We start from the raw sequence: 20,643 nt of genomic DNA, 5'->3' as shown, positions 1-20,643 counted from the left end.
GAGGTTTCTATGGGCAACATATGTGTTCTCTGCGGAGAGAGCCTGGGACTGCTGGAGCGCTATTCCTATTCCCTGTTCCAGACGAAGCAGACCCTTTGCGCCCAGTGTATGAAGCAAATTTACGCCCTCTCCGGCCCGGCGCTGGAGGAGAAGCGGGCACAGATGCTGGCCTCGCCCTATCTGGAGGAGGTCGACACGCTGCGGGCCTACGCCGCCCTCAGCCGCCCCTGCTCCACCCCCGGCTGCGGGGGAAAGCTGGAGTGTGAGCGGGAAAACGTCCGGCTGGGACGGGAGGGCCTGCCGGATGAGTCGTACAGCGTGGACGTTTTCGCCTGTCCCCGGTGCGGCAAGGTGGAGCTGTTCACCGCCGGGACCGTCCGCCATGCCCTGCGGCCCAAGAAGCCTGAGAAGAAAGAAGAACCGACTGTGCCCACCGTCCTCTGCCCCGTCTGCGGGACCCGACACGAGGAGGGCGAGCCCTGCCCCGTCTGCGCCGCGGAGTTGGCCCGCCAAAACGCCCGCCCCGCCCGGCGGAGGGAGAAAAAGCCGCCGTGGGAGAAGTGAGGGGACGGCCCTCTCAGTCACGGCTGCGCCGTGCCAGCTCCCCCAAAGGGGGAGCCAAGGATGCGCCATCGGTCCTCCGCCCCTTGCCTCCCCCTTTGGGGGAGGTGCCCAGTGCGCACACTGGGCGGAGAGGGCCCTAACTACTAACTGATAAAAAGGTGATGCCTGCCATGAAAGTTGAACGTAAATGTACCATTGTCGCCCGGGAGGAGATGGGCGACGCCATCTATCTGGTGCTGGAGGCCGGGGACATGGTCCGCACCAGCTATGCCGGACCTGGGCAGTTTGTCCACGTGAAGTGCGGCGAGGGGCTGCTGCTCCGCCGCCCCATCTCCGTCTGCTCCTGCCAGGAGGACGTGCCCAATGACTTCATCGCCATCGCCTTTGAGGTCCGGGGGGACGGCACCCGCTGGCTGGCCCAGCGGAAGGTGGGGGACACCCTGGACGTGATGGGGATGCTGGGCAACGGCTTTTCCGTCAAGCCCAAGAGCCGCTATCTGCTGGTGGGCGGCGGCATCGGCATCCCACCCATGCGGGGCTGCGCCCAGGCCACTGAGGGCCGGTCCACCGCCATTCTGGGCGGGCGGTCCAAGGACAAGATCATTTTGCAGGACTGCTTTAAGGACGAGTGCGCCAAGGTGCTGATCGCCACCGACGACGGCTCGCTGGGCCACCACGGCTTTGTGGACGCCCTGGTCCGCCAGGAGCTGGAGCAGGACAAGGGCTATGACGGCGTGCTGGCCTGCGGCCCCAAGCCCATGCTGCGGAACGTGGCGAAAGTGGCCGAAGAGTTCGGCATTCCCTGCCAGGTGTCTATGGAGGAGCGCATGGGCTGCGGCGTGGGCGCCTGCCTGGTGTGCGCCTGCGACATGGCCGACGGCAGCCGCAAGCACGTTTGCAAGGACGGCCCTGTGTTCGATTCCAAGGAGGTGGACTGGAATGCCTAACGAGAAGATCGACCTCTCCGTCAATCTGGCGGGGATGACCATGAAGAACCCGGTGGTGGTGGCCTCGGGCACCTTCGGCTTTGGCCGGGAGTACGGCCAGTTTTATGACCTGGGCCAGCTGGGCGGCATCTGCGCCAAGGGCCTGACCCTGAACCCCCGCCAGGGCAACCCCGCCCCCCGCATTGCCGAGACCCCCATGGGCATTCTCAACTCCGTGGGCCTGCAAAACCCCGGCGTGGACGCCTTCATCGCCCACGAGCTGCCCTTCCTGCGCAACTTTGACGTAAAAGTAATCGCCAATATCTCCGGCAACACCCCGGAGGAGTATGGAATCATGTGTGAAAAGCTGGCCGGGGCCGGGGTGGACATGATCGAGGTGAACATCTCCTGCCCCAACGTGAAGGCGGGGGGGCTGGCCTATGGCACCCGGCCCGAGCTGGCCGCCGAGGTCACCCAGATGGCCAAGTCCCACGCGGGCAAGGTCCCCGTGATGGTGAAGCTGTCCCCCAACGTTACCGACATCACCCTCATCGCCCGGGCGGTGGAGGAGGCCGGCGCAGACGCCGTGTCCCTCATCAACACCCTGCGGGGCATGCGCATCGACGTGAACACCCGCCGGCCCATCTTAAAGATGAACACCGGCGGCCTGTCCGGCCCCGCCGTGCTGCCCGTGGCGGTGCGCATGGTGTGGGAGGTGGCCCAGGCGGTCAAGATCCCCATCCTGGGCATGGGCGGCGTGAGCCGTGGCGAGGACGCGGCCCAGCTGATGCTGGCCGGAGCCACCGCCGTGGCCGTGGGCACCGCCCTGTTCGCCGACCCCTATGCCCCCATCAAGGTCCGGGACGAGCTGGGCCAGATCGCCCAGCGCCAGGGCCTGACCGCCGTGAAGGAACTCACCGGCCAGGTGAAGCCCTGGTAAATTATTTGAAGCTTCGTCATTCCAGGAACAAAGGACTGTTTGCCAATGACCACCATTTATCTCATCCGTCACGCCGAGGCCGAGGGAAATCTGTACCGCCGCATCCACGGCTGGTATGACGCGCTCATCACCGACAACGGCTTTGCTCAGATCGCCGCCCTCCAGCGCCGCTTTCAGGATATCCATATAGACGCGGTGTGGTCCAGCGACCTCTATCGCACCCAGACCACCGCACGGGCGGTCTATGTCCCAAAGGGGCTGGAGCTGCACACCGACCCCGGCCTGCGGGAGGTCCACATGGGGGACTGGGAGGACAAGCCCTGGGGCGAGGTGTATCACTTTGACGCAGACCGCATCGCCCTCTTCAACCGCAGCGACCCCAGCTGGCAGGCACCCAACGGTGACAGCCTGGCCCAGGTGGGAGAGCGGGTCCACGCCGCCCTGTGCCGCATCGCCGGGGGCTATCCCGACAAGACCATCGCCGTCTTCTGCCACGGCACGGCCATCCGCCAGCTACTGGCCATGGTGAAGGGCGTTGCCCCCCAGGACTGGCACAAGATGGGACACAGCGAGAACACCGCCGTGACCCGCCTGTTCTATGACGGGGGCCGCCTGACGCTGGACCCCCAGCTGGAGCTGGACGCCTCTCACCTTCCGGAGAGCATCCGCACCATGGCCCGGCAGAACTGGTGGCGGAAGGACCGCTCCGTCCAGGACGTGAACTTGTGGTACCGCCCCCTGGACTGGGAGACTGAGAAAGAGTCTATTTATCTGGCCGCCCGGGAGGAGGCCTGGCGCACCACCCACGGCACGGAGTTGGCCTTTGACGGGGAGGGCTTTCTGCACGACGCCAAAGAGCACCTGTCCCGCTCCCCCTGGGGGGTGACGGTGGCCATGTCCGGGGACGAGTTTGCCGGGCTGCTCCAGCTGGACACCCAGCGCTATCAGGAGCTGAACGCCGGATACATCCCCTTCTGCTACATCGCCCCCAGCCGCCGGGAGCAGAATCTGGGCGTGCAGCTCATCGGCCAGGCGGTGTCCTTCTTCCGCCCCCTGGGCCGGGACAAGCTGCGCCTGCGCTGCGCCCCTTACAATGACCGTGCCCAGCACTTCTATCAGAAGTATGGCTTTGTGAAGGTGGGCGAGGAGCAGGGCAGCCGGGTCCCCCTGGACATTATGGAAAAATACATCGGCTATGACAGATGAGCTGTCCGCCGGAAAAAGAGAGGCACATCATGGAGTTTGACCGCGACCTGTTCCTTCCCGTCAGCCTGGCAGACATGCAGCGCCGGGGCTGGGAGGACTATGACTTTCTGCTCATCACTGGGGACGCCTATGTGGATCACCCCTCCTTCGGCCCCACCATCATCGGGCGGCTGCTGGAGGCGGAGGGCTATCGGGTGGCCATTCTGGCCCAGCCCGACTGGCGGGGACCGGAGGCCTTCCGGTCCTTGGGCCGCCCCCGGCTGGGGGTGCTCATCTCCGCAGGCAACATCGACTCTATGGTGGCCCACTACACCGCCGCCCGCAAGCGCCGCCACGACGACGCCTATTCCCCCGGACGGAAAGCCGGGCTGCGCCCCGACCACGCCACCGTGGTCTACTCCAACCGGGTGCGGGAGGCCTTTGGGGACATCCCCATCATCATCGGCGGGCTGGAGGCCTCTCTGCGCCGCTTCGCCCACTATGACTATTGGGAGGACAAGGTCCGCCGCTCCATCCTCTTCGATGCCCAGGCGGATATCCTCACCTATGGCATGGGGGAGACGGCCACCCTGGACATCGCCGCCCGCCTGAACTCCGGCACCCCGGTGAGCGAGATCACCGACGTGCGGGGCACCTGCGTGGCCGCCGACTACCCCGGCGTGTGTTCCTACCCCCGGGTGGAGGTGCCCTCGTTTGAGGAGGTGTCCTCCTCCAAGCGGGCCTATGCCCAGGCCAATATGATCGAGTATCAGGAGCACGACGCCGCCGTGGGCAAGGCCATCATCCAAAAGCACGGGCGGCAGTTCCTCATCGTCAATCCCCCCGCCTATCCCCTGCCCACGGAAGAATTGGACCGGGTGGCCGAGCTGCCCTATGTGCGGGAGCCCCACCCCATGTACGACGACATGGGCGGCGTGCCCGCCATCGAGGAGGTCCGCTTCTCCATCACCCACAACCGGGGCTGCTTTGGGGCCTGCAACTTCTGCTCCCTGGCCTTCCACCAGGGGCGCACCGTCACCTCCCGCAGCCACGAGAGCGTGATTCGGGAGGCCAAGCTGCTCATCCAGCACCCCGGCTTTAAGGGCTATATCCACGACATCGGCGGCCCCGCCGCCACCTTCCGCCGCCCCAGCTGCCAGAAGCAGCTGAAGCACGGCATGTGCAAAAACCGTTCCTGCCTGGCCCCGGAGGCCTGTCCCAATCTGGACGCGGACCACACCGACTATATGATGCTGCTGCGGAAGGTCCGGGCCCTGCCCGGCATCAAGAAGGTCTTCATCCGCTCGGGCATCCGGTTCGACTTTTTGATGAAGGACCCCAGCGGGGAGTTTTTCACCGACCTGGTGCAGTATCACATCTCCGGCCAGCTGAAGGTGGCCCCGGAGCACTGCGTGGACCACACCCTGGACTATATGGGCAAGCCCCATGTGGAGGTGTATGAGAAGTTCCGGGATAAGTATTATAAGCTCAACCGCCGCTATGGCAAGGACCAGTATCTGGTGCCCTATCTCATCTCCTCCCACCCCGGCTGCACCCTGGAGGACGCGGTGCAGCTGGCCGAGTGGCTGAATAAGGAGGGCCACATGCCAGAGCAGGTGCAGGACTTCTATCCCACCCCGGGCACTCTGGCCACCTGCATGTGGTACACGGGCATCGACCCCCGGACCATGCAGCCGGTGTTCGTCCCCAAAACGCCCCACGACAAGGCTCTCCAGCGGGCGCTGATGCAGTGGCGCAAGCCCCAAAACCGGGCTCTGGTGCTGGAGGCCCTCCACAAGACGGGCCGGGAGGACCTGATCGGCTATGGCAAGCACTGCCTTATCCGTCCGGGCAAGGGTCCCGGCGCAGACCGCTATGGCCACGGCCAGGACCAGCGCCAGAATGCTCAGCATTCTAATGATCGCCGTCCGGGCCAGAAATCCGGACAGAGCGGCAGATATGGCAAGCCCGGAAAGCCGGACCAGAATGCCAGACCGGGCCAGAACGGCAAATACGCCAAGGGTCCCCAGGGCGGCAGACCCCGCCCAGGGCAAGCCCGATGGCCGCCACGCCGTCTCCCGCCCCACGGCTCAGAAACCGGTAAAGAAAGCCGGCTGGGCCAAGGCAAAGCCCAGCAAAAAACCGGGCAAGAAAAAAGGCTAAAAAAACAGAACAAAAAATCGCCGCGCAGACGGGGCTTTCTCGTCTGCGCGGCACTGTTTTCTTGTCCCTTACTTCAGCTGGAAGGAGGCACACTCGGTGCCCTCGCAGCGGGTGGGGGAGCTGTCGCAGCAGCCCACGCGGATGGACTGGAGGGAGCAGCAGTTGTTGGGCTGGTTGTGGTGGGCACAACTGGCCACGGTGCAGTGGATGTTGTTGTTGCAGTTGCAGGTATTGCGTTCCATAAGAAAACCTCCTCACATCGGATGGCTTTAGTATGGCCAGCGCTCCGGCGGTTATTCCTTGGTCGGCTGCTGTTTTTCGGTTTTGACGCCCGTCTCCTCCACTCTGGGGATGAACCGGCGGGCGAAGCGGCCCTTGCCCCGGCTCTTCACATAAAAATAGCCGATGATGGAGAAGACCACCGCCCCCACAAAGTTCACCGCCAGGTCCTTCATGGTGTCCAGCAGGCCGATATCCAGATAGCCCCCCAGTCCCAGAGGGATGTTCCCCTGGTCGGTGACTAAGATCACGTCGGTAATACCCCGGATGACCCTGGGTGTCTGGCCCCCGGTGGGGTCCAGCATGACGGAGCCGATGGTGTTCACAATGGTGTCCTTCTGCATGTCCAGGAAGAAGAGTTGGTCCATGGTACACTCGAAAAACTCCCACAGCACCCCGATGGTCATGGAAAAGCAAAAGGCCACGATGGCCATGAACGCCGGGGACAGGGACAGAGAGAAACGCTCGTTCCGGTTGAACAGGTCCACCAGGGAGAAGCCGATGGCGGCGCAGAGAAAGCCGTTCAGGGTGTGGAGCATGGTGTCCCAGCCCTGGAAGGTGGTGTAGAACTCCCGGATCTCGCCCAGGATCTCGGCGGCATAGATAAACAGCAGGATGATGATCTCCAAGGTGTCCGGCAGCTGGATGCGCAGGGAGCGCTCCAGCATGGCGGGCAGCAGCAACAGGATCAGGGTGAGGACGCACAGGAACACATTTTCAAAATTTTTGTTGAAAAACTGGGCGATCATCACTAAGATCACAGAAAAGCGCAGCAGAAAATATACCGTGGCCACCACCGGCTTTTCCCGCATGGCCTCTCGCGGCCCCGGCAGCGGGGCAGGTCTTTGCTTTGTTTTTTTCATAGTCGGCGTCCTCTTCGTTCGTTTTTGTTATATAGTATATCCGCCGGGGGAAGTGAAGTCAACGGGGAATGGGCAAGTGCAGTACCAATGTGACAATCAGTCTTATTCAAAAAAATTCATTGACAAACCTATGCTTAGCCCTTATAATATGATATTGGTATTGTACCGATGCGGCTGTGCTGGAATTGGTAGACTGGCAAGCTTGAGGTGCTTGTGTCCGTATGGGCGTACGGGTTCGACTCCCGTCAGCCGCACCAGCTCAAAAACTTCCTGTTTGACACGAATCCCCGCCTATGGCGAGGCTTCTTAGTCGGACAGGAAGTTTTTTCGCTTCCAAATGCGACCCACTGCGTTGGGCTCGCATTTGGTGGGGACGCGGAGCTGGGACTGGCGTAGATATGCATATGCAAAACCGAGCAACAGGCAATCGTCTGTTGCTCGGTTTTATCTTTATCCGGCTGTCCGGGACACAGCAGAGGGCGGGCGCGCTTTGACCATTTTGATCGGCGCCGCGCTCTCCTGCCGCCAGAGCGGCGGGACAAGAGACGGCACTGATCGCGTTTATATGGCCTGATGGCCCGGGATATGTTATATCCCTTCATCCGTTGTGGAGACGTGAGGGGCGGGTGGTGGGGCTTGCGTATGGGGAAAGATCGTGGTGGCGAAAAAGCGCCGGGCGCTGGGGGTCGCGTTGGGCGGGTCTCCTATGTGTTCCATAAAGCGGTCTGCCCAAATAGCACTTTTCTTGTGTAAGTCATCGTGCAGCGTTATAGTTCATCTGCACCTGAACCGGTCTCCCCGCGTTCCGCCTCTGCTGCATCCGGGACAGCCGGACCTGGCTGGGTCAGGCGGTCTGCCGCTCCTGATAGTCGCCGAACACGGCGGCAAAGCTGTCGTTCACGTCGAAGGGGGCGTCATAGTCCACCTGAGAGTTGATGAGGCAGCGGTCCAGCTGGGCGCTCACCCGGTCAGACTTCTCCGTCAGCTGCTTCAGATAGCTGCGGACCCGGTTGCGGTCATAGTGGATGGTGACCACCCGCTTGGCGTCGCACCGGAAGGGGACCTGGTTCCCCTCCGCGTTGAACCGATAGCCCGTGGCCCCGCCGGGCAGCAGCTTTTCCGAATTGCGCAGGTCCACCATGTGGCGGAAGAAGGCCGCCAGGCTCTGGCGGGTGCTGTTCAGGCTCACCTCGCTGTCCATGTCCATCTCCTGCCGCTCCTTGGCTGCGCGGATGGCCCGGGACAGCTTCTCCCGCTCCCCCAGCAGATGGAGCAGGAAGGCCGCCACGGCGTCGATGTGGTCGGCGTACTCGCTGGGAGCGGGCTCCACCGTGGTCTCGTTCTCCTGCTCCGGCATGGCCTTTTTGTAAAGGGCCGTCACCTTGACCTGGGTGATGTTCCGGTCATCGGCCAGGATACGCTCCGCCTCGTCCATCAGGCTCTGGAGCTTGTTCTGAAACCGAAAGGCTTCCTTCAGGTTCATATTGTCATCCTCCTTCTGTATCACATCGCAGCCGGGTCCAGGCGCTTGGCCCGGTTCCGGTCATAGGCCTTTTTGTTGGGCACGATCCTGGTCACCGGGTCCAGCCCGTACCAGGAGCCGCGCTGCTTGCTGTGATAGGCCCGCTGGGCCTTTTTACTCTGTTTGTTCAATGGGACCAGCTTTTGCATCCTGTGCCGCCTCCTCTTTCTCCGTCTCCTCCGCCCCCATCGCCTGCCCCAGGGCGCGGCAGAAGTCCATATAGTCCACATGCCCGCACAGCAGCATCTTGCCGGGCAGCTCCTCCAGGGCCGCCAGAAAGGCCCCCTCATCCCCCTTGCGCACCTTGCAAAACACGATGCGATAGTCCGTGTCCCCCTTGCCGTACTCCTCCCCGAAGCGGACCGTGACCTGGTGATCGCAAAACAGCTGGTCGGCCAGATAGGGCTGGGTGTCCACAAAGGCATAGTGGACATAACGCAGGGAGAACTTCTCTAATTTCCAATAACAGGCGCTGTTCTTCAAAATTTCCTCCTGATGCGACAATTTTTTCAAAAAAACACTTGCATTTTTCGTCCGTTTCCTGTATTCTAAAATACTCCGTTTGGAGAATCTCGACACGGAGGCGATCCGAATGTGCCTGTACCCGAGCATTGACCTGAAGGCGACCGGCCGGAACATTGCCCGGCTGCGGAAGGAACGGGGGCTGAGCGTGAAGCAGCTGCAAGCCTACTTCGGCTTTGAGGACCCCCAGGCCATCTACCGGTGGCAGTGGGGAAAGAACCTGCCCTCGGTGGACAACCTGTATGCCCTCAGCGCGCTGTTCGAAGTGCCCATGAACGAGATCCTGGTCTCGTCAAAGCCAAAACTGGATATGACTGTGTGCGAGCAGCAGGCCCCGGCCTGCTGCTCCGCCCTTTTCCGGGGCCATCCTTCGATTCACTGCCCCGAGACACAGGCTGCTTAACATCCTGGACCGTCTTACGTTGCCTCTATCATACCCCCCTCCCCGCCCACCTGTCATTGAACCGGTGGTTCAATGACGGTTTGCGAAAAGAGCGCCTTCCATAAAAGCCATGGAAGGCGCTCTTTTGATCTATTGCGTTTTCTTTCTGACTTATTCCCCGCTGCGTTTTGCCAGCTCATACCGTGTCGTCCGGCTGCCGCCAAGCGGCACGATCTGTCCACGCTCTACCATTGCTTTCAGAACACGGCCAGCCGAGGCCTGACTGACTCCCAGCAGTTCCTGCACCTTTTTCCGCGTGATCGTTTGGCTCTCCCCAAGAAACCGCAATATTTTTTCTTCTTTAAGTTCAGAGACCGGAGTGACCGTTTGAACGGTCTCTTCTGACGTCTCCACTGCTTTAGATACAGCGTTCACATTGGGAAGAATGATTTTAAAAGCATTGTGGGTGGCTATGATCTGCGGTTGCACAGAGGAATCCGCATAGGCATCCATGATTTTTTTCATGCCGGTACCATAAGCCTCGATCAACTGCAAACGATAAAATACGTTTGCCAGGTGCGGGTTCCGGCAGACAGAGACCCCCATCATCAGATCATCCAGTTCCAAACCAGGAAGCAGCCCGCCAATGGACACAAATTCAATTCGGTCATTGTAAATGCTGATCAACGTGCTGGCTCGGAAGGAATAGTCCCGGTGCACCAGCGAGTTCAGCAGCGCCTCGCGGACAGCAACCTCTGGGTAGTCCCTGGTATCAATACGCAGAAGTTTATGAAACGTCGCATGGATCTGGTTATGAAAATCAATATACTCATAAACCTCGTTCATCTGCTGCATCAGGGAACCGGAAAATTCCCGCCGGTCTTTAAACACATTCTGATTGGTCCCTTCAAAAACAGCCGCCTTGATGGTATGGGGGCACTGCTCAGACAGAAGCAGACCCAGATTCGTATAAATACCGTCTGCGGAAACGATTTTCAGGGTTTGCATTTGCGGCTGACCAAAGGCAACATTCCGTTTTTCAAATTCCTTTTTTGTGGCCTCAAAGGTCAATGCCTGATCGATGGACCGCATATTCTCAAAGCTGTCCCCATCGGTCTCCTTGATCATCTGCCGAATGGCCGTATCCGTTGCCGGGACAGAAGAATAGCCCTGCCGCACATAGACGCCCTCGGGCCGCAGCCCTTTCTTTGCCAGATAATAGGGCCGGTTTGTACCCCGCTGAACATTGACGGCCACAACTTCTCTCCCGTCGCAATTCAGTGTCTCATAGTGAATGAACATGGTAACATCCGGTTTTATAGCATCCCGCACCATATTGGATATCTGCAAGGCGCACTCGTCAGCATTTTCAACGCCCAGAATATCGCCGTTATCGGCAACGCCAATATAAACTGTGCCACCGTTGCAGTTTGTGAACGCAATGATCTCTTTTTTGATATCATCCTGTACCATCGCTTTCAGCTCGACCACTTCTGTCTCCTGAAACCTCATTCTGCTCACCTCGCAGCTTTATTCTACTCATATTCTAATCATTCTATTCATCCCTGTCAATCACATCATGAGCAGAATGTGCAGAAAGCACCACTATTCCAGCATGCGATCCAGCGTCTCCCCCACATCCCCGTTCACGCAGATGGATCTCGCTCCGATCTCCTCGGGGGCGTAGGCCTCCCCGGCATTCAGGCAGGCATAGGTCGCCTTGGGGTTCTTCATCGTCATCTGCCAGAACGGATACTTGATGATGCCCGGGGTGTTATAGCCCACGCCCAGTTCCAGGAAGAGCAGCTTCTGCCGGGCGCGGGTGCGGAGGAAATTTTCATATCGATCCGCCGCCCGGTGCCAGCCCTCGTCCTGGACAAATTTGTCGTCGCAGCGCAGGTTCATGGTCATGGGCCGTCCGCAGTGGGGGCAGACGGGCAGGAGGTGGGTGGGGACTTTCGTGTCCCGCTGCTCGGCCACCATTTGGCGCACGACGCTCTCATTGTCCTGTGTCTCCTGGCAGCACGGGCCGCTGCACTGAAACAGGCCGTAGTCCCCCTGGGTGTAGAACAGGCGGTGCTTGTCGAACCCGGCCTTTTGAAAGCAGTGGTCCACGTTCGTGGTGATGATAAAGTAGTCCTTCTCCGCCACCAGCTTCCGCAGGTCCTGATACACCGGCTTGGGCGCGTCCTGATAGCGGTTGATCTGAATATAGCGGCTCCAATAGGCCCAGAACTCCTCCGGCGTGGGGAAGGGGTAAAAGCCGCCGGAATACATGTCCCGGATGCCGTATTTGGCGGCAAAGTCGGCGAAATTTTCCTGAAAGCGGTCTCCGTCATAGGTAAACCTCGCGGCGGTGGACAGGCCGGAGCCCGCCCCGATGACCACAGCCTCCGCCTCATCCAGCGCCCGCTTCAGCCGCTGGGTCTGCCCCCAGCAGCCGCTCATATATCTCCCGGTCTTTGTCTTTGAACACATTGAAGATCACCTTCATCTTGCTGTTATGCTCCGCCAGATAGCGCCGCACCGTGGCCACGGCGATCTCTGCCGCCGCCTGGTTGGGGAAGCGGAACACCCCGGTGGAGATGCAGCAGAAGGCAATGCTCTCCACCCCGTGGGCCTCCGCCAGCTCCAGGCAGGAGCGGTAGCACCCGGCCAGCAGCAGCCGGTCCTCCGCCCGCACCCGGTCCTGGATGATGGGGCCGACAGTATGCAGCACATAGTCGCAGGGCAGGTTATAGGCCCGGGTGAGCCTGGCCCGGCCCGTGGGCTCCTCCCGCCCCTGGGCCTCCATCAGCCGGGCGCAGTCCAGGCGCAGCTGCACCCCGGCATAGGTGTGGATGCAGTTGTCGATGCAGGCGTGGCAGGGGACATAGCAGCCCGTCATGCCGCTGTTGGCGGCGTTGACGATGGCCCCGCACCGCAGGCGGGTGATGTCCCCCTGCCAGAGGTACAGCTGCCCGTCTGCGTCTATGGGCCGCAGCTGGTCCAGGCCGGTCACACCCTCCTCCGCCAGTTCCTGCCGGAGATAGTCGTCCTGCACCCGCAGGAACTCCCGCCCGGCGGCCCGGGGCGGGCGGACGTTCATCAGCCCCCGCAGCAGACGGCGCTGCTCCCCCTCCGCCGCCGGGACGGCCACGTCCTCATAGCGCCGCTCCTCCGCCAGCAAATGTCGGATCAAAAACATCCGCCGCTCCTGTTGGGTCATGTTGTTCTCCTTTCCGGGCTGCTCTCCCCCGGTTTACTTGCCGGGGAAGAAAAAGCCCACCGTCATGTCCAGATAGTTCAGGCCGCTGTAGTTGGGATACTGGGCCTGGACCTTCTGCCGCATCTCGTCGGCGCTGTCACAGATCAGGGCGATCTCCTTCAGGGCGGTGAGATAGGCCACCTTGGTCTTGGCGTCCTTCAGATCCTCCGGGGTATAGTGGGAGGTGAGCACCAGGTCAAAGCCCCGGCGGATGTAGTAATTCAGCTGGGAGATGATGCCGTCGGCGTGGGGGCAGCCCGCCACGATGGAGTGGCAGTCGTGGCCCATCATGTGGGTGTACACGCAGTTCAGCTCCGGGATCTCCAGGTCATAGGCCTCGGCGTTGGGCTTTACCACAAAGCGGATGCCGGCGATCTCCACCTCGCCCTCCTCCATCACGTGGTCCACAGGGCACAGGCCCGCGTCAAACACCTCGCCAAAGGCCTTCTGGAAGTTGGCCACCAGCCCGGCTCCGCCGCCGTTGGTGTTATAGGCCACGGAGGAGGCGGTGCCATAGGCGGGCACCCCGGGCAGGAAGGACGTGCCCGCGGCGTGATAGGCCACCAGCTTGCCCTCCACCGTGATGTTCTCCCGAGCCAAAAAGTCGGTGAGCTCCTGAATGTTGTCATAGAAGCAGGGCAGCTCGATCACCACGCCCCGGCCCGCCTTGGCCAGGATGAACACCTCGTCCTCTATGGCGTCCCGGGTCTGATAGGCGTATAGGGTGATGCCGTTCTGCTGATAAATGTCAACCCGGCCCTTGTCCAGGGTAATGGTGCGGTCTGCGTTCTTGTTCATGATAATTGCCTCCAAAGAAATTTCAAGTTCGAAAGGTTGCTTTTTTCTTTCGTTGGCAGTATCATAACGCGGTAGAGCTGTTTTGTGAAGTAAGCACAATATTGTGGTGTAGTTACCAAAAGGATACTATTCGTCTTGCTTCATCTTGTGTCAAAGCCTTGCAGCTTCTCTGACATTCACACATTATTTTCAAACAATTTGATGTGTGTTCGTCGTCTCGCAGCTGACAACCGCACATTATTTTCATATAATATTTCGTGTTTACGATTTGGAACGGACGCTGTGTGACATTCTGCGCGGCAGCGGCAGCGATGTTCAGATTGTCGGAGAAGCTATGAAACGCTATGCGGCATCCAAGGATAAGAACATTCACAAACTGATGCAGTACGCAGACCAGCTTCGCGTGAAGCCCAAGGTACTGCACTACTTAGAAATACTGCTGTAAGCGGTGTTCGGGCTGCTGGCCCGCTCCATTTCGGAGCATGATCCTGTTTGGGGCTTGGTGATCTTTGGCCTGGTGTTCCTCGTGGTCGGTATGCTGCACCTATGCGCCCGCGACAACTAAATAATCCAGTCACCGACTGGATTATTTGAAAATGCACATGATAGAAAGGGGCGATATCATGAACAAAATCGCTGAGTACAACGACATGATAAATGAAATCAAAGAAGTGTTGCAGTCTGCCCGAAAAAATGTAGCACAGCAAGTGAATACAGAACTCCTAACTACCTACTGGAACATTGGGCGCATTATCGTGGAGCACGAGCAGCAAAGTAAGGAACGTGCTGAATATGGGCAGCAGACGCTAAAAGAGCTTTCAAAAGTGCTGACGAAAGAGTTTGGTAAGGGGTTTTCTCGTGCCAACATTTACAATATGCGCCTGTTTTATCTCACCTATAAGAAATTCCAGTCGGTGACTGGAAAATTGACTTGGACGCACTACTGTGAACTTCTCTCTATTTCTGACCCAAACAAACGCAGTTTCTATGAAAAGGAAGCTGTCAATTCCGGCTGGTCAGTACGCGAAATGAAACGCCAAATGGCAACATCGCTCTATGAACGACTGTTATTGTCCGAGGGAAAATCAAATAAAGAAACGGTACTTGCGCTTGCACAGAGAGGTATCGAGCTGACATCACCCAGCGATATTATTAAGGATCCGTATGTATTTGAATTCTTGGGCATCCCGGAAAACAAGCCCATCATGGAAAGTGAATTAGAAAAGGCTCTTGTCCAGCAGATAGAAACATTTCTTTTGGAACTGGGGCGCGGCTTCATGTTCGTAGGGACACAGCAGCGGGTTACTCTAAACAACATTCATTACTATGTGGATATGGTGTTTTACAATAAGCCGCTCCGCGCCTATGTGCTGATCGAGTTGAAAACGGTAAAGTTATTGCCGGAAGCTGTTGGACAGCTTAATATGTACCTTAACTATTATGCCGCGGAAGTCAATGACCCGGACGACAATCCGCCTATCGGCATCATTCTTTGCACCGACAAAACCAATGTGGAAGCCGAATATGCCCTCGGCGGACTTTCCAACAACATCTTTGCTTCGTGCTACACTTATGTAATTCCCAATAAGGAAGAATTGATCGCGCAGGTAGAAGCTGTGCTGAAAGAATGGCACGAAACAGAGGACAAGGAAAATGAAGAAGTATTAAATTGAAATCGGTGTACTGATGGTGTAAAATGAGATGTAATGTGCGAAAAGTGCTTGTAATACCAGCATTTGGCTGAAATTACTTAATTAAGCCGTAGTTACCAAAAGGATACTATGGAGGAATCACGATGAAATTACCAGCCTGCCCGGTGGAGACCACTCTGATGCTGATTGGTGACAAGTGGAAGGTGCTCATTCTGCGGGAGCTGATGGGCGGGACCCAGCGCTTTGGCCAGCTGAAAAAGTCCATCGGCTCTGTGTCCCAAAAGGTGCTCACCGCCCAGCTGCGGGATATGGAGGCCACCGGCCTGCTCACCCGCAAGGTCTATGCCCAGGTGCCCCCCAAGGTGGAATACACCCTGACGGACACCGGCTATAGCTTAAAGCCCATTCTGGACGCCATGGTGGACTGGGGCACGGGCTATCAGCAGAAGAACGCCCGGCAGGACGGCCAAGAAGAGCAGGGAGAACAGGGGGAGCAGGCGTAACGCCCGCTCCCCTTTGCGATTTTTTGATTTACTTGGCGATCTTCACCACCGCCTTGACGATGTTGGCCTTGTCGGCGACGCTCCGGTCCATGGCGTTCTGGATGTCGTCAAAGTCGAAGATGTCGGTCACGATGCCCTTTAAATTCACCCTGCCGGAGGCCACGGCGTCGATGGCCATGGGATAGATGTGGCGATAGCGGAAGACGGTCTTGAAGGTCAGCTCTTTGTCCAGGGCCAGGCTCATGGGCAGGGTCATCTCCCCGGACTTGGAGTAGCCCACCAGGACGATGGTGGCGCCCTTCCGGGTCATCTGGATGGCCTGGCGGGTGGTGATCTCCGTGCCCGCCGTCTCGATGACCAGGTCGCAGCCCAGGCCGTCCGTCAGGGCCAGCACCGCCTGGACGGCGTCCTGATCCCGGCTGTTGATGACCCCGTCCGCCCCCAGTTCTAACGCCTTGTCCAGGCGCTTTTCCATGATGTCCACCACGTAGACGTGAGAGACCCCCTCGGCCTTCAGGGCCATCATGGACACCAGGCCGATGCAGCCCGCCCCCATGACCACGGCGGTCTGGCCCGCGTGGGCCCCGCCTTGATTGGCCGCGTGGAAGCCCACGGCCAGCGGCTCGATCAGCGCCCCCTCCAATGTGCTCACGTTGTCCGGCAGCTTGAAGCACAGGTCGGCCTGGTGGGCCACATACTCCTGGAACACGCCGTCCACCGGCGGGGTGGCGAAGAAGACCACGTCCGGGCAGAGGTTATACTTCCCCTCCCGGCAGAATTTGCAGCGGCCGCAGGTCTTGCCCGGCTCCAGGGCCACCCGGTCCCCGATCTTCAGGTGTTTGACGGCGCTGCCCACCTCTACCACAGTGCCCCCCGGCTCGTGGCCCAGGACAAAGGGCGGCTTGACCACATAATCGCCGATGGCCCCCGTCTCATAGTAGTGCATATCGCTGCCGCAGATGCCCACATACTCCAGCTTGACCAGCACCTCGTCCTCCTTTGGGGTGGGAATGGGGCGGGTGGTATAGCCCATTTTGCCCACGCCGTTCATCACCGCGACCTTCATGCTCCCTTTCACAAGAAAACCTCCCTGTCTATTAAAATAATGACTTTTCGTAAAGTGCTTTTTATATAACTACTAATTAGCGCATCACGGCAAAAAAGTCAAGAGGTATTCTGAAATATTGTGCAAATGGGCAAAAGTTTGGAGCGGGACCTGGTTTCAGGTCCCGCTCCAGTTTGGTTTTATTTACTTTCCCTGATAGGTCTGATAGAGGAAGGTGATGATCTGGCTGCGGGTGCAGCGGGCCTCGGGGGCGAAACGGCCCTCGCCCACGCCGGAGGTCACGCCGTTCTCCACCGCCCACTGGACCGCCCCGGCATAATAGCTGTCCTGGGGCACGTCGGCAAAGCTGCCGGAGCTCTGGCCGTTCTCCTCCCCGGCGGCCCGGTGGAGGAAGGTCACGCTCTGGGCCCGGGTGCAGGTCTGGTCGGGGGCAAAGCGCCCGTCGCCCACGCCGGAGGTAATGCCGTTCTCCACTGCCCAGGCCACGGCCTTGGCGCAGTAGTCGTCGGGGGACACGTCGGCAAAGCCGGTGTTCACGCCGCCCTTAGGCTCGGGGGAACCAGCCGCCCGCCACAGGAAAGTGACGATCTGGCCGCGGGTGCAGGCCAGGTCGCTGCCGAACTGATCGGCGGACACGCCCTGGGTCACGCCCTGCTCTGCCGCCCAGCGGACGGCGGGGGCGAAGTAGTCGCTGTCCTTCACGTCGGAGAACTGGATGTTCCCGCTGGCACTGCCGCCAGCGCTGGTGTTGGCGCTGCCGCCGGAAGTGTTGCTGCCGCTGGAAGAGCCGCCGGAGGAACTACCACCGGAAGAACCGCCGCTGCTGCTCCCACCGCTGCTGCTCCCGCCGGAGCTGCTGCCGCCGCCGGAGGAAGACCCGCCGGAATTGTTGTTGTTGCCGCTGTTCCCGTTATCGCCGGTGTTGCCGTTGTCGCCGCTATTGCCGCTGTCCTGGGTGACGAACAGGTCCAGGGGCGGGGTGGCGTCGATGCCGGGCTTCCAGTACAGCTCCTCCAGGGGGTCGTCGGCCACGGTCTCCTTCTGGCTGCCGTCGGCGATGTGGCGCTTGGCGCTGGTGATGGTCACGTCGCCGCTGACGGCCTTGCCGGGCTGGGCATTCCACGCCTGAGAGGCGGTGGCGCCCTGGAGATAGACCTCGCCGGTGGAGATGGTCCCGGTTCCGGAGACGGCGGTGCCGCCCTCCTCCCACAGGACCTGGCCGCCGATGGCCACCAGCTTGCCGCTGCCGGTGATGGTGCCGTTTTCCAGCTGGACGGCGGTGCCGCCCTTGGTGTTGACCACGTTGCCCTCGCCGCCATAGACCACCAGGGTGGCCCCGTCGGCCAGGGTCAGGGTGCCGTCGGTCACCCGCAGACCGGCCTGGCCGATCTTGCTGCCGCCGGCGTCGCCCTTGATGAACACCTGGCCCTTCACGGTGACGTTTCCGGTGGCGGTGACCACGGGCTCGTGGCTGGTGCGGTCCACCAGATCGCCGTTGGCCAGATAGTTGATGTGGGAATAGATGGCGGCGTTTTCCAGAATGGCCCCGTCGGCCAGGCGCAGCTGGCCGTTGATGGAGGCCCCGGTGAGGAACTCCCCGCCGCCAAAGTCGTTATAGTTCATGGAGAAGGTGCCGCCGCCCTGCACGTCGATGATGCCCTGGACGCCGGAGTCCCGCAGGGTCAGCTTGCCGCCGTTTTCCACCACGATGCGCACGTTGCTCAGCACTTCCATGTTCACCATGGTCAGGTCGCACCCGGCGGGGATATACAGGGTCTGGGGGATGTTGCCCGCCTCCACCTGCTCCCAGGCCAGGTCAGCGCCCAGCACGCCATAGGTGCCGCTCTGGTGGGAGCCGTACCAGGCCTTCAGTCCGGCGGGGACCCGGACGCTGTTCTCCTCCCCGGCGACGTTGCTGCCAAAGTCGGTGATGACCCAGGGCTCCATGATGTCCCACATATATTTGCCGTCCTGGGTCTGCTTCAGGGTGCCGGCGCCCAGCTTGTCCTCTGCCAGCTGGTCGGCCAGCAGCTCCTTCCCGGTGTACACCCGGAAGGGCAGGGCGTTGCTGGTGGCCGTGCGGCCCTGGTCGTCGGTGATGGTGACGGAGATGAGATAGGTGCCGGGGTCCTTGGGGGTGCCGTCCAGGGTGAGGGAGCTGCTCATGGCGGGCATGAACACGCCCCGCATCCCGCTGTCGCTGCCCTCGGGGGTCCCGCTGTCCGTGTCAGGCACGATGTTCACCACGGCCTGCTCCACATAGCCGGTGGAGGGATCGGCGGAGTGGTCCAGCTTCTTCCAGTCCGCCTCCTCAGGCTCCTGGCCCTTGGGCAGACGGACGCCGTACACATCCACGGCGCTGTTCTTGTTCACGCTGCCCGCGCCGGTGGCCCCGGACACGCCGTCATAGCCCTTCTGGTCCACGATGGCGGCCTCGAAGGTGCCGTCCAGCTTCACCCACAGTTGATAGCCGTCGCCCTGGCCGTCGTTGGCCTCCAGATAGGGATTCCCGTCGGTATCCACCACCAGCTTGAACTCCAGCTTTTCATAGCCCTTGGCGGTGACCGAGATCACGTTGCCGCTCTTCAGCACGGGCACAGTGGGGTCGCTGCTGAAGTCTTTCTTGGCGAAGACGATCTGCTCCTCGTCTTCTAACAGCCGATAGCTGCCGCCGGAGGAGGGATCATAAGTCTTCTTCTCCCACACGGTGTCGTTCACGCGGATCTCCGTGATGGCGGCCACATAGCCGGGGTGATCTTTCACGGTGACCAGCCAATCCTGGTCAAAAAAATCTGTGCTGAGGGACAGATCGTTCACGGTGACTACACCGGGAACGGGGACCGCCTTGGCGGCAAAGGCGGCGCGCACGGTCACGGCCTCGCCGGGCATGGTAAAGGTATATTCGCCGTCCGCCACCTGGTCTGTCACGTCAACGCCGCCCACGGTCAGCGTCTCCAGCGCATAGTCCTCGTCAGGGGTCACGGTCACGGTGACCTCAATCCCCTGGGCGGCCTTCTCGTAATTGGCGGAGACGGTGCCGTGCTCGGCCTGCTCCACGGTGATGGGGTAGGTCTCCGCAGGCTTGAGTTCTTCGGTCCCGCCGCTGGAACTGTTGGCCTTGATCTCGGCGGTATAGCTGCTTCCCTTTTTGCTTACTTCCACCGTCAGGTCATTGTAGCCGTCGGCAGAAATCACAATAGTGGCAGGAAACGAACTATTATAAGTTATTTTCAAGGCCTGATAGCTGCCAAAAGCCCCTGTTGCATTGCCGATACACCACTTTGTTCCGCTTTCAAAATAGCCAAACGAATCAACACGGGTATACACCACATCGTTGACAGTGACCTGATTGATTTTTCCCATCCAATCGCTGGTGTTGCCACCAAAGCCCAAGTCTAAAATACCGTCGAACGAACTGTATGCACAGTTCTCTACTGTGGTCGGCAGTGTCTGGTCTGCCGCCAGGGCTGGGCTGATGATGGCCATGGATAGGCACAGGGCCGCTGCCAGCAGGAGCGACGTGGCTTTTCGGAACAGTTTTCTCATAGATTTCCTCCTTTGGTCCTCGCGGCAGCCTGGGCCGCCGGGCGTTCGGGCCCCTCTCCGGTGGGTCCGTCTGGCGGGAGCCGATCCCGACAGAAAACAGGTTGCAATTTTCCGCCTCCCCATGCTATACTGTTGGGCGGCCCGCTTTCGGGCCACGCCGCTGGGGCGCGGCTGTTTTTTTGACGCAGCAGTTAGCAGTGTCTAACTTCTCTTCAAAAAACAGGCAAGTCAGCAACGGTTATAGGGTTAGTTATCGCTAACTTGCGTGTGCTATGTTACCAAAAAGCAATTTTCTTGTCAACGCCTCCGGGCCATCTTTCCGCAAAAAATGTTCTGTAAATTCTTTGATGTTGCAAATTTACACCAGTTCTGTCATTCCGAGGAGCGCAGCGACGTGGGAATCCGTTTTCCCAAAGACGCAGATACGGATTGCCGCGTCGGCCCGCTGGGCCTCCTCGCAATGACAGTGACAAACTTTCCAAAAG

General features: G+C 60.0%; 17 protein-coding genes, 1 tRNA gene and 1 pseudogene. 9 read left to right on the top strand and 10 right to left on the bottom strand.

Translation table 11 applies throughout. The features are described 5' to 3' along the window. The first annotated feature begins 9 nt into the window (after positions 1–9). The 5 genes and pseudogenes from ACSAMP_RS07395 to ACSAMP_RS07375 all read left to right on the top strand — a co-directional run. Positions 10–564 carry a hypothetical protein gene (locus ACSAMP_RS07395; RefSeq protein ID WP_457800008.1) on the top strand — a complete coding sequence of 185 codons (555 nt, stop codon included), beginning with the start codon at positions 10–12 and terminating at the stop codon, positions 562–564. 170 nt (positions 565–734) lie between these two features. Beyond that, positions 735–1,511 (top strand): dihydroorotate dehydrogenase electron transfer subunit, encoded by a 777-nt coding sequence (locus ACSAMP_RS07390; RefSeq protein ID WP_457800007.1) that lies wholly within the window; start codon positions 735–737, stop codon positions 1,509–1,511. Beyond that, complete coding sequence (locus ACSAMP_RS07385; protein ID WP_457800006.1) at positions 1,504–2,430, top strand: dihydroorotate dehydrogenase; 927 nt, start codon at positions 1,504–1,506, stop codon at positions 2,428–2,430. Before ACSAMP_RS07390 ends, ACSAMP_RS07385 begins: the two co-directional genes overlap by 8 nt. 45 nt (positions 2,431–2,475) lie before the next feature. Next, positions 2,476–3,636, top strand: a complete 1,161-nt coding sequence (locus ACSAMP_RS07380; RefSeq protein ID WP_457800005.1) for a GNAT family N-acetyltransferase — start codon at positions 2,476–2,478, stop codon at positions 3,634–3,636. A gap of 29 nt (positions 3,637–3,665) precedes the next feature. Then, a pseudogene (locus ACSAMP_RS07375) lies at positions 3,666–5,660 on the top strand (YgiQ family radical SAM protein); the annotation flags it as partial. Between the two features lie 411 nt (positions 5,661–6,071). Here the strand turns inward: ACSAMP_RS07375 and ACSAMP_RS07370 are convergent. Next, positions 6,072–6,869 carry a DUF2238 domain-containing protein gene (locus ACSAMP_RS07370; protein ID WP_457800067.1) on the bottom strand — a complete coding sequence of 266 codons (798 nt, stop codon included), beginning with the start codon at positions 6,867–6,869 and terminating at the stop codon, positions 6,072–6,074. Between the two features lie 221 nt (positions 6,870–7,090). Between ACSAMP_RS07370 and ACSAMP_RS07365 the strand changes: the two genes are divergently transcribed. Then, positions 7,091–7,177, top strand: a tRNA-Leu gene (locus ACSAMP_RS07365). A 587-nt stretch (positions 7,178–7,764) separates the two neighbouring features. Here ACSAMP_RS07365 and ACSAMP_RS07360 read toward each other — a convergent pair. The 3 genes from ACSAMP_RS07360 to ACSAMP_RS07350 are packed head-to-tail and all read right to left on the bottom strand — an operon-like array spanning position 7,765 to position 8,925. Then, positions 7,765–8,403: a hypothetical protein gene (locus tag ACSAMP_RS07360; protein WP_457800004.1), complete on the bottom strand. Its 639-nt coding sequence runs from the start codon at positions 8,401–8,403 to the stop codon at positions 7,765–7,767. A 20-nt stretch (positions 8,404–8,423) separates the two neighbouring features. Next, complete coding sequence (locus ACSAMP_RS07355) at positions 8,424–8,591, bottom strand: hypothetical protein (RefSeq protein ID WP_457800003.1); 168 nt, start codon at positions 8,589–8,591, stop codon at positions 8,424–8,426. Then, positions 8,557–8,925: a hypothetical protein gene (locus ACSAMP_RS07350; protein WP_457800002.1), complete on the bottom strand. Its 369-nt coding sequence runs from the start codon at positions 8,923–8,925 to the stop codon at positions 8,557–8,559. The genes ACSAMP_RS07355 and ACSAMP_RS07350 overlap by 35 nt, the downstream gene beginning before the upstream one ends. A 109-nt stretch (positions 8,926–9,034) precedes the next feature. Between ACSAMP_RS07350 and ACSAMP_RS07345 the strand changes: the two genes are divergently transcribed. Beyond that, positions 9,035–9,367 (top strand): helix-turn-helix domain-containing protein, encoded by a 333-nt coding sequence (locus ACSAMP_RS07345; protein WP_457800001.1) that lies wholly within the window; start codon positions 9,035–9,037, stop codon positions 9,365–9,367. A 150-nt stretch (positions 9,368–9,517) separates the two neighbouring features. Here the strand turns inward: ACSAMP_RS07345 and ACSAMP_RS07340 are convergent, their stop codons facing one another. The 4 genes from ACSAMP_RS07340 to ACSAMP_RS07325 all read right to left on the bottom strand — a co-directional run bounded on the left by ACSAMP_RS07340 (position 9,518) and on the right by ACSAMP_RS07325 (position 13,391). Then, a complete protein-coding gene (locus ACSAMP_RS07340; protein ID WP_457800000.1) occupies positions 9,518–10,837 on the bottom strand; it encodes an RNA-binding domain-containing protein in 1,320 nt (439 codons plus the stop codon). 114 nt (positions 10,838–10,951) lie between these two features. Continuing rightward, a complete protein-coding gene (locus ACSAMP_RS07335) occupies positions 10,952–11,794 on the bottom strand; it encodes an SIR2 family NAD-dependent protein deacylase (RefSeq protein ID WP_457799999.1) in 843 nt (280 codons plus the stop codon). After that, the gene (locus ACSAMP_RS07330) at positions 11,745–12,554 is read right to left on the bottom strand and encodes a protein-ADP-ribose hydrolase (protein WP_457799998.1); all 810 of its coding nucleotides are present in this window, start codon (positions 12,552–12,554) and stop codon (positions 11,745–11,747) included. Before ACSAMP_RS07330 ends, ACSAMP_RS07335 begins: the two co-directional genes overlap by 50 nt. 33 nt (positions 12,555–12,587) lie before the next feature. After that, the gene (locus ACSAMP_RS07325; RefSeq protein ID WP_457799997.1) at positions 12,588–13,391 is read right to left on the bottom strand and encodes a hypothetical protein; all 804 of its coding nucleotides are present in this window, start codon (positions 13,389–13,391) and stop codon (positions 12,588–12,590) included. Positions 13,392–14,014: 623 nt separating this feature from the next. Here ACSAMP_RS07325 and ACSAMP_RS07320 point away from each other — a divergent pair. Next, a complete protein-coding gene (locus ACSAMP_RS07320) occupies positions 14,015–15,064 on the top strand; it encodes a PDDEXK nuclease domain-containing protein (protein ID WP_457799996.1) in 1,050 nt (349 codons plus the stop codon). Positions 15,065–15,186: 122 nt separating this feature from the next. After that, positions 15,187–15,546: a winged helix-turn-helix transcriptional regulator gene (locus ACSAMP_RS07315; RefSeq protein ID WP_457799995.1), complete on the top strand. Its 360-nt coding sequence runs from the start codon at positions 15,187–15,189 to the stop codon at positions 15,544–15,546. Between the two features lie 28 nt (positions 15,547–15,574). Here ACSAMP_RS07315 and ACSAMP_RS07310 read toward each other — a convergent pair whose 3' ends face one another. Both ACSAMP_RS07310 and ACSAMP_RS07305 read right to left on the bottom strand, forming a co-directional pair. Next, the gene (locus ACSAMP_RS07310) at positions 15,575–16,624 is read right to left on the bottom strand and encodes an NAD(P)-dependent alcohol dehydrogenase (RefSeq protein WP_457799994.1); all 1,050 of its coding nucleotides are present in this window, start codon (positions 16,622–16,624) and stop codon (positions 15,575–15,577) included. A 171-nt stretch (positions 16,625–16,795) separates the two neighbouring features. Next, entirely contained in the window at positions 16,796–20,158 is a 3,363-nt protein-coding gene (locus ACSAMP_RS07305) for an S-layer homology domain-containing protein (RefSeq protein ID WP_457799993.1), read from the bottom strand. Positions 20,159–20,643: the final 485 nt, after the last annotated feature.

It is taken from the genome of Flintibacter sp. SJQ-8 (genome assembly GCF_054108085.1).
Note: the sequence above shows the minus strand (reverse complement) of the source record. Positions and strands in the feature narration are given on the sequence as shown.

Coding starts and splice junctions, on each gene's coding strand:
- ACSAMP_RS07360 (WP_457800004.1), bottom strand. CDS start 8,403: ATGAACCTGAAGGAAGCCTTTCGGTTTCAGAACAAGCTCCAGAGCCTG.
- ACSAMP_RS07390 (WP_457800007.1), top strand. CDS start 735: ATGAAAGTTGAACGTAAATGTACCATTGTCGCCCGGGAGGAGATGGGC.
- ACSAMP_RS07325 (WP_457799997.1), bottom strand. CDS start 13,391: ATGAACAAGAACGCAGACCGCACCATTACCCTGGACAAGGGCCGGGTT.
- ACSAMP_RS07345 (WP_457800001.1), top strand. CDS start 9,035: ATGTGCCTGTACCCGAGCATTGACCTGAAGGCGACCGGCCGGAACATT.
- ACSAMP_RS07320 (WP_457799996.1), top strand. CDS start 14,015: ATGAACAAAATCGCTGAGTACAACGACATGATAAATGAAATCAAAGAA.
- ACSAMP_RS07330 (WP_457799998.1), bottom strand. CDS start 12,554: ATGACCCAACAGGAGCGGCGGATGTTTTTGATCCGACATTTGCTGGCG.
- ACSAMP_RS07370 (WP_457800067.1), bottom strand. CDS start 6,869: ATGCGGGAAAAGCCGGTGGTGGCCACGGTATATTTTCTGCTGCGCTTT.
- ACSAMP_RS07315 (WP_457799995.1), top strand. CDS start 15,187: ATGAAATTACCAGCCTGCCCGGTGGAGACCACTCTGATGCTGATTGGT.
- ACSAMP_RS07355 (WP_457800003.1), bottom strand. CDS start 8,591: ATGCAAAAGCTGGTCCCATTGAACAAACAGAGTAAAAAGGCCCAGCGG.
- ACSAMP_RS07335 (WP_457799999.1), bottom strand. CDS start 11,794: ATGAGCGGCTGCTGGGGGCAGACCCAGCGGCTGAAGCGGGCGCTGGAT.
- ACSAMP_RS07385 (WP_457800006.1), top strand. CDS start 1,504: ATGCCTAACGAGAAGATCGACCTCTCCGTCAATCTGGCGGGGATGACC.
- ACSAMP_RS07305 (WP_457799993.1), bottom strand. CDS start 20,158: ATGAGAAAACTGTTCCGAAAAGCCACGTCGCTCCTGCTGGCAGCGGCC.
- ACSAMP_RS07380 (WP_457800005.1), top strand. CDS start 2,476: ATGACCACCATTTATCTCATCCGTCACGCCGAGGCCGAGGGAAATCTG.
- ACSAMP_RS07395 (WP_457800008.1), top strand. CDS start 10: ATGGGCAACATATGTGTTCTCTGCGGAGAGAGCCTGGGACTGCTGGAG.